The following is a 14,559-nucleotide window of genomic DNA, read 5'->3' as shown; positions in this document are numbered from 1 at the left end:
GCAACAGCAAGGAACAACTATTGAGCGGCTTTGCCCCCCAAATACGCGACAGTTTTATGTAACAACTTGCATCAGCGGCAGAGCGTCCCGCATCCGATTCGCTTATCTCGGCAGACTTTTTTATAATCCCGCAGCAAATTTCGGCCCGGAGCTGTGCCTTTATGTCTGTAAAGCCTGAAAAAGTGTCTGAATTGTTCGATTTCCGTCGCAGTGCCCGTGCGGTGCTGGACATAGAAAAACAAGCCATCGATGGGCTCTACCAGTACCTCGACGAGACCTTCGAGCGCGCCTGCGAGATGGTGCTGCGTTGCGCCGGCAAGATAGTGGTCACCGGCATGGGCAAGTCGGGTCATGTCGGCAACAAGATTGCCGCGACCCTGGCCAGCACAGGCACGCCAGCCTTCTTCCTCCACCCTGGCGAAGCCAGCCATGGGGATCTGGGGATGATCTCCGCCGGGGACCTCATCATCGCCATCTCCAACTCAGGCGAGAGTGACGAGATCCTCGCTCTGCTGCCGGTGCTCAAGCGTCGCGGCATTCCGCTCATCTGCATGACCGGCAACCCGGCCTCCACCATGGCCAAGGAGGCCAACGTGCACCTGTGCATCAAGGTGGAGAAAGAGGCCTGCCCGCTGGGTCTGGCCCCGACCTCCAGCACCACGGCGACCCTGGTAATGGGGGACGCCCTGGCCGTGGCCCTGCTGGAAGCGCGTGGCTTTACCGCCGATGACTTCGCGCTCTCCCACCCGGGCGGGTCACTGGGCAAGCGGCTGTTGCTGCGGGTCGGCGACCTGATGCACAGCGGCGAGCTGTTGCCCCGGGTGGGGATAGATGCCACCATCAGCCAGGCGCTGCTGGAAGTGAGCCGCAAGGGCCTCGGCATGACGGCTGTGGTGGATGAGCAGGGGCTGCTGGCCGGTCTGTTCACCGACGGTGACTTGCGCCGGATCCTGGATCTGCAGGTGGACATTCACCACACCCCGATCAGCCGCGTAATGACGGCCAACTGTGTTACCGTAGGGCCTGAGATGATGGCGGCCGAGGCCGTCAAACTGATGGAAACCAGAAAGATTAACGGATTGCTGGTGGTGGATGAAGAGCGGCGGCCACTTGGCGCCTTCAACATGCACGACCTGCTGAGAGCCGGGGTGATTTGATGCAAGACGTACCGACCCTCTATGGTCCGGTGACGCGCAGCCAGTACGAGAAGGCGGCGCAGATCCGCCTGCTGGTGTGCGATGTGGATGGGGTGCTCTCCAATGGCTTCATCTATATGGGCAATAACGGCGAAGAGCTGAAGACCTTCTGCACCCGTGACGGTGCTGGCATGCGTGCCCTGCTCAACGCCGGCATCGAGATTGCCATCATCACAGGACGCAACTCCCGTATCGTCAGCGATCGGATGAGGGGCCTGGGGGTGCAGCACCTGGTGCAGGGGGCGGATCAGAAGCTGCCCCACTTCGAGGCGCTGCTGGCCAAGCTGGGTCTGACACCGGAGCAGGCCGCCTACATGGGGGACGACACCATAGATCTGCCGGTGATGCAGGCCTGCGGCCTCGGCATAGCAGTGGCAGATGCCCATCCGCTGGTGCTGGCTCGTGCCGATCTGGTGACCCGTCTGGGGGGCGGAGTGGGCGCGGTGCGCGAGGTGTGCGATCTCATCCTGCAGGCGCAGGGCTTGGGCGACTACCAACCCGAGGCCTCGGTATGAACAAGCAGACGTTTCTGTTCGCCCTGCTGTTTCTGGCGGCGCTCGCCGCCTGGCAGCTCGGCGAGATCGAACTGGCGCCTGAACCGGCTGCCAAGGTAGAGAACTATCAACCGGACTTCACCGCCAAGAATCTGGTCACGACCCGCTTCAACGAGCAGGGCAAACGGACCGAGCGGTTGGAGTCCGAATATGCGGAGTATTACCAGATCCTCGAGCAGGCCACCTTCGACAAGCCGGTGGTCTACATGTTCGATGAGCAGGGGGAGGCCGAATGGAAAGTCACGGCCGAAACCGGGGTGCTCAACACAGATGACAACGTGATACTGCGTGACAAGGTACATCTGGACGGCCTGCTGCCGGCGTCTTTCATCTCCACGCTGGATACCCCTTATCTGGAGCTGGATCTGGTGACTCAGGACGTGAGAAGCAACCAGCACATCAGCATAGTGGGTCAGGAATTCCAGACCGAGGGCGTTGGCCTGAAGGGCCATCTGGAACGTAAATATTTCGAATTACTGGATAAAGGCCATGCCACTTATTTCAATGAAAAACGTTAATCTGGCCCTCGCGGCCCTGCTTCTGTGCAGTACAGTGAGCGCCAAAGAGTCCGACTTTGCCGAGAAGGTCTATGTGGATGCGGTCAAGCAAGTGGCCGAGATGCAGGACAACCGCATCACCTTCAGCGAAGACGTGATCATCACCCAGGGCACCATCAAGATTAAGGCCGACAAGGTGGTGGTGATCCGCTCCGGCGACAAGGGCGCCGAGGTGATGACCGCCTATGGCAATCCCGCCACTTTCTTCCAGATCCTGGACAACGGCAAGCCGGTCAATGCCCACGGCAACAGCATTCGCTACGAGCTGAAGAACCGCCTGGTCACCATCACGGGCAACGGTCAGCTCAAGCAGGAAGACAGCCAGGTCACCGGCGACCTCATCCGCTACGACATCGTCAAACAGAAGATGATCGCCGAGAGCAAGGGACCCACCCAGCGAGTCAAGACGGTGTTCCTGCCGGATCAGGTAGAAAACTTCGACAAACCCGCCGATCAGAAAAAGTAGGAAACAGAAGCCATGGCAGTGTTAAAAGCAACGGGTTTGCAGAAGAGCTACAAGCGCCGCATGGTGGTCAGCGACGTGAGTCTGGAAGTGGGTACCGGCCAGATAGTGGGGCTGCTCGGCCCGAACGGTGCCGGCAAGACCACCTCCTTCTACATGATCGTGGGCCTGGTGCAGCGGGATGCGGGCCTCATCACCATAGATGAGCAGGACATCAGCCTGCAGCCCATGCATATCCGTGCCCGCAATGGCATCGGTTATCTGCCCCAGGAGGCCTCCATCTTCCGCCGCCTGTCGGTGTTCGACAACCTGATGGGGGTCATGCAGACCCGCAAGGGGTTGAGCCGCGAAGAGCGTGAGGATAAGGTCGAACAGTTGCTGGAAGAGTTCAACATCACCCATATTCGCGACAGCCTGGGTCAGAGCCTGTCTGGCGGGGAGCGACGCCGGGTCGAGATTGCCCGGGCGCTGGCGGCAGAGCCGCGATTCATCCTGTTGGATGAACCCTTTGCAGGTGTTGATCCTATTTCGGTCATAGACATCAAGAAGATCATCCAGCATCTGAAGGAAAGAGGGCTGGGTGTGCTGATCACGGATCACAACGTCAGAGAGACGCTGGATGTGTGCGAGAAGGCCTACATCGTCAGCCACGGCAAGATGATTGCCGAGGGGGCACCGGCCGATATCCTCGCCGATGAGCAGGTCAAGCGCGTCTATTTGGGCGATCAATTCAGTCTATAGTAAGGGGGCACCCCTCATTTTTGTTAGGTGACTGCCTCGCTGAACATAAGGATATCCCGACGTAGATGAAGCCGACATTACAGTTGCGTCTCGGTCAGTCCCTGACCATGACGCCACAATTACAACAAGCGATTCGTCTGCTCCAGCTCTCCACCCTGGAACTCCAGCAGGAAATTCAGCAAGCGCTCGATAATAACCCCTTGCTGGAGCAGGAGGAGAATGAGGCGCAGGAAACCAGCCCGATAGAGCCCCAGGACGCCAGTCAACTCGACTCCAGCGACGCCATGGCGCAGGACAAGATGCCGGATGAACTGCCGGTGGACACCACCTGGGATGAGGTCTACTCCGCCGGTACGGCCCAGAGCGCCGGCCCCATCCATGATGGGGAAGACAGCGTCTATCAGGGGGAAACCACCGAGAACCTGCAGGACTATCTGCTGTGGCAGATGCGCCTGACGCCGTTCAGCGATCTGGATGCCGCCATCGCCCTCGCCATCATCGATGCCATCGATGAGTCCGGCTACCTGACCGTCTCTCTCGAAGATATTCAGGCTGCAGTCAGCAGTGAAGAGGTAGAAGTTGAACTGGATGAAGTGGAAGCCGTGCTCAAGCGGGTGCAGCATTTCGATCCGGTTGGCATAGCCGCGCGCTCGGTGCAGGAGTGTCTGCTGATCCAGCTTGGCCAGTACTCGCCGGATCTGCCCTGGCTCAATGAGGCAAGGGAGGTGATCCGCGAGCACATGGATCTGCTCGGCAACCGCGACTACCGCACCCTGGCACGCAAGACCCGGCTCAAGGAGAGCGACCTCAAGGAGGTGCTGGATCTCATCCAGCAGCTGGAGCCCAGACCCGGCAATGGCATCATCCAGAGTGAATCGCAATACGTGATCCCGGACGTCTCCGTGGTCAAGAAGGGGACTAAGTGGGTGGTTGAGCTCAACCCGGATTCGGCGCCGCGCATCCGTGTCAACGAGGCCTATGCGGCCATGGCACGCAATGCCCGCAGCAGCACGGATACCCAGTTCATCCGCTCCCATCTGCAGGAAGCCAAATGGTTCATCAAGAGCCTGGAGAGCCGCAACGACACCCTGCTCAAGGTGGCCAGCTGCATAGTCGAGCAGCAGCAGGGCTTCTTCGAATACGGTGAAGAGGCCATGAAACCCATGGTACTCAACGACATCGCCGAGGCGGTGGAGATGCACGAGTCGACGATTTCACGGGTGACGACCCAGAAGTACATGCATACGCCCCGTGGCATCTTTGAACTGAAGTTTTTTTTCTCCAGTCATGTCAACACGGAGGGAGGAGGAGAGTGCTCATCGACCGCAATTCGCGCCCTGATCAAGAAGCTGGTGACGGCCGAAAACCCGGCCAAACCGCTTAGTGATAGCAAGATCGCGGATTTGCTGGCCGAACAGGGTATTATGGTGGCGAGACGCACGATCGCAAAGTACCGTGAATCCTTGTTGATCCCGCCATCCAATCAGCGCAAACGCCTGGTTTAGGCAAACAAAAGGAAGACGTTATGCAAATTAACCTGACCGGACACCATGTCGAGATTACCGAAGCTCTGCGTGATTATGTGAATAACAAATTTGCCAAACTCGAGCGTCACTTTGACCATATCAACAACGTACATGTGGTGTTGAGCGTCGAAAAACTGAACCAGATCGCCGAAGCCAAGCTGCATGTCAGCGGTGGTGAGGTGTTCGCCAATTCGCAGCATGCCGACATGTATGCGGCGATTGATACCCTGCTGGATAAACTGGATCGGCAGATCATCAAGCACAAAGATAAGTTAAATCAAAAATAACTATGCAACTTGAACACATACTGAGTCGGGACTGCACCAAGAGTGCGGTCCCTTGTACCAGCAAGAAACGCGCCCTCGAGATCATCAGTGAGCTGGCCGCAGAGCGCCTCGGCGCCTCCCGCCAGGTGCTGTTTGAAAGCCTGCTGGCGCGGGAAAAGATGGGCAGTACCGGGATCGGTGCCGGTATCGCCATTCCCCATGGCCGGATCGACGACGCCTTTGCGCCGACGGCCGTGCTGATGACCTTCTCCGAACCCATCCCTTTCGATTCTATCGACAATCAACCGGTTGACCTGCTCTTTGCATTGCTGGTGCCGGAAAGCGAGTGCAAGCAGCATCTCAAGACCCTTTCCCTGATGGCATCCAAGCTGGGTGACAAGGCCGTCTGCCGCCAGTTGCGCCAGGCGACCAGCGACGAAGAACTCTATCAGATCATGACCTCGGCCTGATGCCGGGTCTGACACAGCCACGTTGGCGTGAGGGGACAAGATGCAGTTAATAGTGGTAAGCGGTCGTTCGGGCTCCGGTAAGACGGTGGCCCTGAGGGTGCTGGAGGATCTGGGTTACTACTGCGTGGATAACCTGCCGGTCAACCTGCTGCCCCAGCTGATCGTCTCGGTGGAGAGCCAGTATGACAAGCTGGCGGTCAGTATAGACGTGCGCAACCTGCCGACCCAGCCAGACAAGCTGGACAACCTGCTGACCCAGGTGCGCAACGAGGGGCGGGTGGAGTTCTCCAGCTTCTTCTTCGATGCGGACAACGGGACCCTGCTCAAGCGCTATGGCGAGAGCCGCCGGCTGCACCCCCTGTCTCGCAAACAGCTGTCGCTGGATGAGGCGATTCGGGAAGAGACCCACCTGCTGGCACCCCTCTCCTCGACCGCCGATCTGCGCATCGATACCACCAACCTCAGCATCCACGACCTCAGCGAGCTCATCAAGACCCGGGTGCTCGGCAAGAAAGAGAACGAGCTGGTGCTGGTGTTCGAGTCGTTCGGCTTCAAATACGGCATCCCCAAGGATGCGGACTTCGTGTTCGATGCCCGTTTCCTGCCCAACCCCCACTGGATCCCGGAGCTCAAGCCGTTTACCGGTCAGGATGAGCCCGTGGCCAACTACCTCTCGGCCCAGGCGGACGTGATGCTGTTCATCCAGCAGATAGAGAACATGCTGGTGACCTGGCTGCCCCACCTGGAGCGCAACAATCGCAGCTATGTGACCGTCGGCATAGGTTGTACCGGTGGACAGCATCGTTCGGTGTTCATCGCCGAGCGGCTGGCCAGCACCTTCCGACTGCTTGGCAAGAACGTGCAGATCCGTCACCGCACGCTGGACAAGCGCTCCCCCCAAGCCTGACAGACCCACAGGATGTTCAGATGACAGTTTCCGCCTCGGTAGAAGTCAAAAACAAGCTGGGAATCCATGCTAGACCGGCCATGATGCTGTTCGAGCTGGTGCAGGGGTTCGATGCCCATGTGCTGCTGCGCAACGAGGACGGCATCGAGGCCGATGCGGACAGCGTGATCGGCCTGCTGATGCTGGATTCCGCCCAGGGCAAGCAGGTGGAGGTGCAGGTCGAGGGCCCCGAAGAGGTGGAGGCCCTGGCCGCCGTGGTGGCGCTGTTCACCTCGGGCTTCAACGAGGAGTGAGCGGCGCCTCCCTTGCCGTCATGATCCGGCGCGCGCCAGCGCCTTGAAGTCGCAAAAATCCCGACAAGCCAGCAGAGCCCTGCTGGCTTTTTCGTTCATCAGCGCCAGAAAAAGATCGTAGAGCCCCATGGCCTCCTCGTAGTCCGCCTTGCTGATGGCGAGCACGAAGATGAGGGTGGCGGTCTCGCCATTGCCCCAGTCGATCCCCTGAGGGGCCAGCACTGTATAGACCAGGGTGCGGCGGGCCAGCAGGCCGAGGGAGTGGGGCAGGGCGATCCCTTCCCCCAACATGGTGGAGACGATGCGCTCCCGCTCTTGCAAGGATCCCCGGAATCCGCTTTCAACCAGATCCTCCGCCTCAAGCTGGCTGCAGATGCGATCAAACAGCGCCGCCTGGCTGAGGGGTTCATCAAGCACCATGAAGTGGTCGGCGTCGAAGTACTTGTCCAGCAGGTAGGGGCGGGTGCGATCGATCAGCACCAGCTTGCCGAGCTGCTCCAGCTGGTACTGGGTCGGGAAGGGGGCGACCTGTACCACGGGGGCGTTCTTCTCGCTCACCTTGAGGGTGCTGATGACAAAGTCCTGCTCGATGTGCGCCAGTCCCTCGTAATCCCGTACCGACTCCAGGCTGGTCAGCTGCAGCTGGGGGTACTCCCGCCGGATGCGCGCCTCCAGTACCCGGAAGGTGGCGTTGCCCGCATCGCACAGGAGCATGGCCTGGGGGCGACGGGTGTAGCCGATGTCATAGTGGCGCTCCAGGCCGACCCCGATATGGATCACCAGATAGCCGATCTCGTGATGGGTCAGCCGGTAGGGGGTCTGTCTTATCCACTCCGAGATGGCAGCCAGGGTGATGTCGTAGGCGAGGGGATAGTACTGCTTGATGTGGTCCGCCAGCGGGTTGTGGCTGCCTATCTGGTATTTGACCCGCAGCAGCATGGCACCTATGTGGGTCTGCAGGTCGGCCCGCAACTGCGGGTCGGCGCGCAGATCATAGGGGTAGTGCTGGTGGATGTAGTCCAGCAGGTGCTCCACCAGTTGCTCGCTCTCGGCGGCCATGGCCGGGCTGAGCTGGGGAGTATCGGCAGTGAGCCGGGCCTGGATCTGGATGGCGAGGCAGGCGATCTCCTCCTCCCCCGGCGGGGTCAGGGTCGGCAGCTCGGCATAGATGTCGCGGGCCACCGCGGCCAGGGTCTGGGTGATGTCGTCGCTGGCAAACTGGCGCAGCTCGTGGCCTGCCGCCTGACGCAGCAGGGCGACGGCGCAATAGATGGCGAGCTGTTGCAGGCTCTCGTCGGCGAGGCGCAACTGATGGTGGCCGAGCTGATCGTGAATGTGGTTGCCCACGACCTCCAGGGTCTTGCTGGGGCAGAGGGTGGGCAGCAGGCTCTGCAGCGGGTGGTTGTGCAGCAGCTCCTGGCAGAGCAGTTGGGTCAGGCAGGCGCGGATCGCCGTCTCGCTCCCCTGAATGCGCATGCCCAGCCGTGGCTTGCTCTCTATGGTGAGCCCAAAGTAGGCGAGCCGCTCCCTCACCTGTGCCATGTCCCCCTGCAGGGCCGCCCGGCTCAGATACCAAGTATCCGCCAGCTCATCGAGCTTGATCCCCTGCTCCGCCGTCAGCAGCAGGATCTGCAGATGCAGCACCCGCTCGCGACTGGTGCGCGGCAGGCTGCTCTCCTGCTCCTGTGCCGCCAGCAGCGCATCAAACAGCCCCTGATTGTAAATCTTGAGCTGATAGCCGGTGCCGCGCTGGTGGATCAGGTGGGCGCCCTGGGTGGCGATCAGCTCGTTGAGGGTCGCCACGTCGGTGCGTACCGTGCGGGTGGAGACATTGAGGCGACGGGCCAGCTCCTCCTGGGGCAGCGGCTCGGCATGGAGCTGGGTCAGCAGTTGATGGAGCCTGGGGTGGGGCAGCTTGATCATGGGGCGAGGCAAGACTCCTGTTGCGAAATAAAGGGTCGATGTTAACAAGGGGATCATCAACAAGCCAGACACCGGCCTGTGATCGGACCGGTGCCTGCGGGGGTCGTTATGCCAGCAGCGTCTTCACAGTGGCGAGCAGGGTACGCACATCCTCGGGGCGGGTCTGGCCGCTCTCGCTGTCGATGATGGAACTGTAGACGTGGGGGATCACCTTCTCGACCCCGGCCTCCAGCGCGATGCGCACTATCTCCTCGAAGTTGTCGAGATCGATGCCACCGGTGGGCTCCAGCCAGAAGCCGTGCCGGGCACAGGCCTCGGCCACCGCCTGATACTCGTCACGGCAGGCCAGGCCCCCCATGGGGAAGAACTTGACCGAGCTGCCGCCCATGTCCTTGAGCAGGGCGATGGCGGTGTCGATGGGCACAATCCCGTCCGGCTGCTGGGCACTGAGGGGGCCGGTGGAGATCTTCACCATGCCGGGGGTGCCGGTGGGGGAGACAAGGCCGTTGACCAGGCTGTGAGGCTGACCCAGCAGCGCCCGGCTGGGGCCCACTCCGGTGAACACCTGGTTGACATGCTGGGGCTGCAGCTGGCGAGCCAGCTCGGCCACCATGGCGGACTGGCGGGGATCCCCCGCCCCCAGACCGATGGAGAGGGCGTTGTCGATAAGCCTGGCGTACTCCCGCATGTCGGCGACGGCGGAGGGCACATCCGGGTAGTTCTTGGAGAGCACGCCGACCAGTACATGACCCTCGGCCGCCTCATAGATATCGACGGCGTTCTGTCTGGATCCTGCCAGCACGTTGAGACAGACACGATCACGGTAGTAGTTGGGAACAAGGGACATCAGCGGTTCTCCTGAACGAGGTGGGCAATGGCGGAATGGATCTGGTCTAGTTGGGCCGTGCTGACGCTGCGCACGTCGATCTCGATGTGCCCCTCGTTGGCCTTGTAGCCGCGGCAGTAGATGGCCGGATTGCCCTGTTGCAGGCGAGCCACCAGTTGCACCGTCGTCATGCCGATCTGAGCGTGGTCGAAGGCGATGTCGGTGCGGGCTATGTCGCGCCCCGCACTGTCCCACACCACCCGGGCGGTGACGCCGGGCAGCAGGTTGAGGCGCTCGATGAAGGACGCCATCTTGGCGGCCATGGCGGCGCCGCTCTCCTGCTCTTTCTCCAGGTAGCGCTCTATGGCGTGGGTCAGGCCGAGGATCCCCTCCTTGCCCACCTTCATGGCGCGCCCTATGCCGTTGGCCTGCTGCTTGACCCACTCCACATACTGGCGCTTGCCGAGCACCAGGCCGCTGGTGGGCCCTTCGATGGCCTTGGCGCCGCTGTAGATGACGAGATCCGCCCCTTGCTGGTAATAGAGACGCAGATCCTCTTCCGCCGCCGCATCGACGATGAGCGGGAGCCCGTGGGCCCTGGCCACTTCGGCCGCCTCAGAGACTGACAGAATGCTTTTCTGCACGCAGTGGTGGGACTTGATGTAGAGGATGGCGGCGGTACCGGGGTTGATGGCGGCAGCCAGCTGGGCGGGGGAGCACTCGTTGGCATAGCCAGCTTCCACCACCTTGCCGCCCCCCAGGTTGACCATGGTGCCGACCGGCGCGCCGAAGTTCACGTTGTGACCCTTGGGCAGCACTATCTCGCTTGGCACGGCATGGGCATGGGCATGCAACTGCTCCAGCCGGTAGGGATCGCCGCGCACTATGACGGCGGCCACCGACTGGGCTATGCCGGCACTGGCGCAGGAGACCACCACGGCGTCTTCCACGCCGAGCAGATTGGCCAGGTAGGCACCTGTCTTGTTGACCAGGTCTTTGACCTCGAAGTAGTGGCCCAGGCCGAAGTTGACCGCGTCGACCACCTCCCGCTCTGGGGTGGAGACACCGAGGATGGTCATGCGCCCGGAGGCGTTGATCACGGGTTTGAGCTGATATTTCTCATACACGGAAGGCATGGTGGGATTGTCCATATTGAGTGAGAACCAGGTCACCGCCCACCAGGGCGGCGAGGGGGCGCAGTTGCCGGTCGCCGTGGCGGGACCCGGCTTCGGTATCGGTAAAGAGGGTGGGGTCGCTGCCCACCTCGAACAGGGTCAGGTCGGCATCGGCACCCACCTCGAGTCGGCCCTTGCCGGACAGGCGCAGGGCATCGGCGGCCTGGCTGGTGACGCAGGCGATCACCTGCTCCAGGGTCATGCCGATGGCGAGAAACTTCGACATCACGTGAGCCAGGCTGTAGACGGGGCCCTTGATGCGGTTCTTGCAGTAGATGTCCGAGCTGATGGTGTGAGGCAGTATCCCTTGCCGGATAGCTGCCTCTGCCACCTCGAAGCTGAAGCTGGCGCCACCGTGGCCGATGTCGAGGCGCAGACCCCGCTGCATCGCCTCGCGCACCGCGACCCGCAGCTCACCCGCCGGGGTCAGGATGCGGTTGGGCTTGCCGTTGAAGCAGTGGGTCAGCAGATCCCCTTCCCCCAGCAGGGCGACTATCTCGTCGAGATCCGGCGGCGTGTTGCCCACGTGTACCATGAGCGGCAGCTGGCCGTTGTCCCGCTGGATCTGCTTGGCCATGCGCAGCGGCTGCAGGCCGTTCTCGCCCACCACGCTGCCGCTCATCCGCGCCTTGATGCCGACGATGAAGGAGGGGTGACGCCGAATGGCCGCCTTGGCCAGCTCAGGGTCTATGTCGGCGGGGTCAGCCAGTTCGTTCTGGCGCAGCAGGCCGATGCGGGAGATGTTGAGCAGGGCATGGACCCGGGTCTTGCAGCCAGCGGCGAGGCGCTGGAAGTCGTCCACGTCGTCGGCCCCGGTGCTGCCCGCGTCTATGACTGTGGTGACACCGGACTCGACGCCCACCTTGTCCGGCTCATCCTGATAGATGGGGGAGGCGGGGTAGCAGTGGGTGTGGCCGTCAATCCAGCCGGCGCTCACATGAACCTGTCCGGCCAGGGTGAGGGTTCGCTTCGCCTCGGCCGCCGCTGGCAGCTGGCCGAGGGCCGCAATCTTGCCGTCCTGGATGGCGATGTCGATGAGCTGGCCATTTCCCTGGCGTCCCGCTCTGATGATCATGTCATACATGGTGATGACCTCTGAAATGCCGCCCCGAAGGGCGGCGGGGGCTTAGGTCAGGGCAACCGGGAAGAAGGTACCGAGCAGCATGGCACCCAGGATGGCGCCGCCTGTGATGGGCTTCTCCCAGATGTAGAACAGCAGCGCTCCCGCCAGGGAACCCAGGCCTATGGGGATGGAGGCCCCCATGGCGGAGAGGATGATCAGGGGGCCGAGGAAGCGGCCCGAGCTGTTGCCAGCCCCCATCATCACGTCCGCCCCGTAGGTGGAGTTGCTCTGGTTGATGGTGAACTTGCGCGCCAGGATGATCACGTAGCCGATGGCCAGACCTATGGCCATGCCGGTGACCAGGGAGGCGCCGAAGTTCTCCACCGGGTAGACGATGCCGGCACCCAGCAGCAAGGCGGGAACCCCCAGGCCGACGCCGGTCTGGATGGCGCCGCCGATGTCCAGGACCCCCACCAGGGAGCCCTCTATGATGCGGGCAAACAGGAAGCTGGCACCGAAGGCTGCGACTGCGCCGTAGGCACCTGTGTCCATCCCGGCTTTCAGCATGGCGACGAAGGCCACCTCGTTGAAGGCGCCGACCCCGTACAGGTAGAACATATGGGTCCCGGCAAAGACCCCGGCCGACAGCAGACCGACGAAGATGGGGAAGGACCAGTCGGCGTACCAGAAGTTGTTTCTCAGTTTCTCATCCATGTGGTGGTCCCTTATTTACTGCCAAGCAGGTGATGGACGTTTTCCAGCCACAGGGGAATGCCCAGGTGGAAGGACTCAATCAGTTTCATATCGAAGCCGCGGAAGAAGCCGCTCAGCACGAACAGCAGCACTATGGCGCTCATCATCACCTTGGTGACGTGGTTCCAGCCGCTCTCTTCGACCCCCTTGCCGATCAGGATGCCGAGCACCAGGCCCGGCACGGCGTTGCCCATGATGAGCTGCGCCAGACCGCCGAAGATGGTGGCCCAGAAGCCGGACTTCTTGCCCGCCTCTATGGCGGCCAGCCAGAAGATCACCGGCATGACGGTGTTGACCAGCAGGTTGGCGGCTGGCACCAGCACCTTGACCGCAGTGACCTGCAGGGCCTCGGGCACGGCTGCCGCCGTGCTGTTGAGGAAGGCGACGACTATGGCACCTATGATGCCGCCGGCGATGGCCATCTTCTTCGGGTCGTGCAGGGTAGTGGCGAGATCCCGGTTCTTGAACAGCAGCGCGGCCGTGGCCCAGTGCGGGATGATGCGGTGGTCCACGTCCTGGGTGAAGGCACCTGCCGCGACCGTGGAGGCCCAGGCGTTGAAGAAGAAGCCAAGGCCGAACGAGAAGTGGGAGGCGGGATCCCCTTCGCAGGAGTTGAGCTCACCCAGGGTGCGGAAGGCACCCATGCCCTGTACTGTCGGGGCGTGGAACATCCGCGCCGCACCGGCTCCCACGCCGACGCCCACCAGGCCGCCGATGATGAGTGACTTCATCAAAATGATTAGAAACATCCAACATGTCCTTTTGGTTGTGGGGTTACGCCCTGGTGAAATCCACCTTGTCGACATCCAGGCTGCTGACCTTGACAGTGATCTCCAGCTGGACCCTGAACTCGCGGCGCTGGCGCGGCAGGAAGAAGAACAGGAACTTCTCCACCCGCACCGACTCCTCGGCCTTGAGCACCCGGACCTCGAGCGGCTCGATGCGCAGCATCACTCTGGGGTTGTCCTTGAGCAGGCTGGATTGCACCTGGCCGAGGGCGGCGGCAAACGCCTGCTGGCGGGTCGCCCCCTTGCCGTTGACCGTGACCTGGGTGGTGAAATCCTCTTTCATCAGGCGCGCCCGTGTTTCTTGGCGAACGCTTCGACCAGCTTCTGGCCCAGCTCTTCCTTGTCCATGAAGCCGAAGCCCAGCACCACGCAGCCTTCGTTGATGGCGGTCACACCCTCCTCGACGGAGCGCATGCCGTAGCGGCACTTGTAGCCGTACTTGGTCTGGGCCGTGATGGCGCCGGCGCCGCCGCTGCCGCAGAAGGAGATGCCGAGATCCGCCTGCTCCTTGTTCATCACATCACCGAGCTTCATGTCGGCGGCCATGCCGGGGATGACGGTCACTGTGGCGCCGGCGGCCTCTGCCCCTGCTCCTACCTTCTGACCCTTGCCGAGACGATCTCCAATCACGAGTTTGATGGCTGACATTTAGATTTCTCCTTTGACTGAGCTGAGTTCATTTTCTTTGGCAACTTCGAAATGGACGGACAAGAGGTGGGCCTCTTCATAGGCCAGCCTGTCCAGCCAGCCGACCACCTGTTCGGCGAGGCGCAGGGAGAGGGGGGAGATCTCCTCGAACAGGCTGAGGTCGACCTCGGGCAGGGCTTCACCGCTGTGGGAGCGCCACACCATGGCCTTGACGTGGGAGGCGAGCATCTGTTTCTGCACCTCGTTGGGGATGATGCCCTGATCCGCCAGCAGGCCGTGGATGCGCGCCAGAATGAGATCTGTCTTGCGCAGCAACGCCGGGCTGTTCGGGGTCAGGGCGGTGTCATGAGTGTCGGTAGTCAAGGTCTGCTCTCCAAGGCTGGCAGAAAGGATGGGATTACCTTAAGACG

Annotated in this window: 19 protein-coding genes; 10 read left to right on the top strand and 9 right to left on the bottom strand. The window is 61.8% G+C overall.

What is annotated here, in order from left to right:
* The first annotated feature begins 161 nt into the window (after positions 1-161).
* From OC537_RS14340 to npr, 10 genes are all read left to right on the top strand, one after another.
* Positions 162-1,157, top strand: coding sequence for a KpsF/GutQ family sugar-phosphate isomerase (locus OC537_RS14340; protein WP_025328534.1), 996 nt, complete (start codon positions 162-164; stop codon positions 1,155-1,157).
* Complete coding sequence (kdsC, locus tag OC537_RS14335) at positions 1,157-1,711, top strand: 3-deoxy-manno-octulosonate-8-phosphatase KdsC (protein ID WP_042649051.1); 555 nt, start codon at positions 1,157-1,159, stop codon at positions 1,709-1,711. Before OC537_RS14340 ends, kdsC begins: the two co-directional genes overlap by 1 nt.
* A complete protein-coding gene (lptC, locus tag OC537_RS14330; RefSeq protein ID WP_042649050.1) occupies positions 1,708-2,268 on the top strand; it encodes an LPS export ABC transporter periplasmic protein LptC in 561 nt (186 codons plus the stop codon). The genes kdsC and lptC overlap by 4 nt, the downstream gene beginning before the upstream one ends.
* Positions 2,255-2,773: a lipopolysaccharide transport periplasmic protein LptA gene (gene lptA / locus OC537_RS14325; RefSeq protein WP_025328531.1), complete on the top strand. Its 519-nt coding sequence runs from the start codon at positions 2,255-2,257 to the stop codon at positions 2,771-2,773. The genes lptC and lptA overlap by 14 nt, the downstream gene beginning before the upstream one ends.
* A gap of 12 nt (positions 2,774-2,785) precedes the next feature.
* Positions 2,786-3,511, top strand: a complete 726-nt coding sequence (lptB, locus tag OC537_RS14320; protein WP_010675872.1) for an LPS export ABC transporter ATP-binding protein — start codon at positions 2,786-2,788, stop codon at positions 3,509-3,511.
* Positions 3,512-3,576: 65 nt separating this feature from the next.
* Positions 3,577-5,016, top strand: a complete 1,440-nt coding sequence (locus OC537_RS14315; protein WP_139745550.1) for an RNA polymerase factor sigma-54 — start codon at positions 3,577-3,579, stop codon at positions 5,014-5,016.
* Positions 5,017-5,036: 20 nt separating this feature from the next.
* Positions 5,037-5,324 carry a ribosome hibernation promoting factor gene (gene hpf / locus OC537_RS14310; protein ID WP_005305957.1) on the top strand — a complete coding sequence of 96 codons (288 nt, stop codon included), beginning with the start codon at positions 5,037-5,039 and terminating at the stop codon, positions 5,322-5,324.
* Between the two features lie 2 nt (positions 5,325-5,326).
* Positions 5,327-5,773, top strand: a complete 447-nt coding sequence (ptsN, locus tag OC537_RS14305) for a PTS IIA-like nitrogen regulatory protein PtsN (RefSeq protein ID WP_010675870.1) — start codon at positions 5,327-5,329, stop codon at positions 5,771-5,773.
* Positions 5,774-5,813: 40 nt separating this feature from the next.
* The gene (gene rapZ / locus OC537_RS14300; protein WP_182787433.1) at positions 5,814-6,680 is read left to right on the top strand and encodes an RNase adapter RapZ; all 867 of its coding nucleotides are present in this window, start codon (positions 5,814-5,816) and stop codon (positions 6,678-6,680) included.
* Positions 6,681-6,700: 20 nt separating this feature from the next.
* A complete protein-coding gene (npr, locus tag OC537_RS14295) occupies positions 6,701-6,973 on the top strand; it encodes a PTS phosphocarrier protein NPr (protein WP_005331359.1) in 273 nt (90 codons plus the stop codon).
* Between the two features lie 18 nt (positions 6,974-6,991).
* Here npr and OC537_RS14290 read toward each other — a convergent pair whose 3' ends face one another.
* The 9 genes from OC537_RS14290 to OC537_RS14250 form a co-directional block, all read right to left on the bottom strand.
* A complete protein-coding gene (locus OC537_RS14290; RefSeq protein WP_262112171.1) occupies positions 6,992-8,896 on the bottom strand; it encodes a BglG family transcription antiterminator in 1,905 nt (634 codons plus the stop codon).
* A gap of 106 nt (positions 8,897-9,002) precedes the next feature.
* The gene (dagF, locus tag OC537_RS14285; RefSeq protein ID WP_168235946.1) at positions 9,003-9,743 is read right to left on the bottom strand and encodes a 2-dehydro-3-deoxy-phosphogluconate aldolase; all 741 of its coding nucleotides are present in this window, start codon (positions 9,741-9,743) and stop codon (positions 9,003-9,005) included.
* Positions 9,743-10,858, bottom strand: a complete 1,116-nt coding sequence (locus OC537_RS14280) for a DgaE family pyridoxal phosphate-dependent ammonia lyase (RefSeq protein ID WP_262112162.1) — start codon at positions 10,856-10,858, stop codon at positions 9,743-9,745. Before OC537_RS14280 ends, dagF begins: the two co-directional genes overlap by 1 nt.
* Positions 10,842-11,981 carry an amidohydrolase/deacetylase family metallohydrolase gene (locus OC537_RS14275; RefSeq protein ID WP_262112160.1) on the bottom strand — a complete coding sequence of 380 codons (1,140 nt, stop codon included), beginning with the start codon at positions 11,979-11,981 and terminating at the stop codon, positions 10,842-10,844. Before OC537_RS14275 ends, OC537_RS14280 begins: the two co-directional genes overlap by 17 nt.
* Positions 11,982-12,023: 42 nt before the next feature.
* Positions 12,024-12,674 carry a DUF4310 family protein gene (locus tag OC537_RS14270; protein ID WP_262112157.1) on the bottom strand — a complete coding sequence of 217 codons (651 nt, stop codon included), beginning with the start codon at positions 12,672-12,674 and terminating at the stop codon, positions 12,024-12,026.
* Between the two features lie 11 nt (positions 12,675-12,685).
* A complete protein-coding gene (locus tag OC537_RS14265; RefSeq protein ID WP_106885632.1) occupies positions 12,686-13,462 on the bottom strand; it encodes a DUF4311 domain-containing protein in 777 nt (258 codons plus the stop codon).
* A gap of 25 nt (positions 13,463-13,487) precedes the next feature.
* Positions 13,488-13,784, bottom strand: a complete 297-nt coding sequence (locus OC537_RS14260) for a DUF4312 family protein (RefSeq protein WP_262112153.1) — start codon at positions 13,782-13,784, stop codon at positions 13,488-13,490.
* Positions 13,784-14,149 (bottom strand): SFCGS family glycine-rich protein, encoded by a 366-nt coding sequence (locus OC537_RS14255; protein WP_106885634.1) that lies wholly within the window; start codon positions 14,147-14,149, stop codon positions 13,784-13,786. Before OC537_RS14255 ends, OC537_RS14260 begins: the two co-directional genes overlap by 1 nt.
* Positions 14,150-14,512, bottom strand: a complete 363-nt coding sequence (locus OC537_RS14250) for a transcriptional regulator (protein ID WP_234566765.1) — start codon at positions 14,510-14,512, stop codon at positions 14,150-14,152.
* Positions 14,513-14,559: the final 47 nt, after the last annotated feature.

This window comes from Aeromonas sp. Marseille-Q5825, assembly GCF_946892685.1.
Taxonomy (GTDB): domain Bacteria; phylum Pseudomonadota; class Gammaproteobacteria; order Enterobacterales; family Aeromonadaceae; genus Aeromonas; species Aeromonas rivipollensis.
The sequence above is the reverse complement of the archived record's forward strand: the minus strand, read 5'-3'. Positions and strand labels throughout refer to the sequence as shown.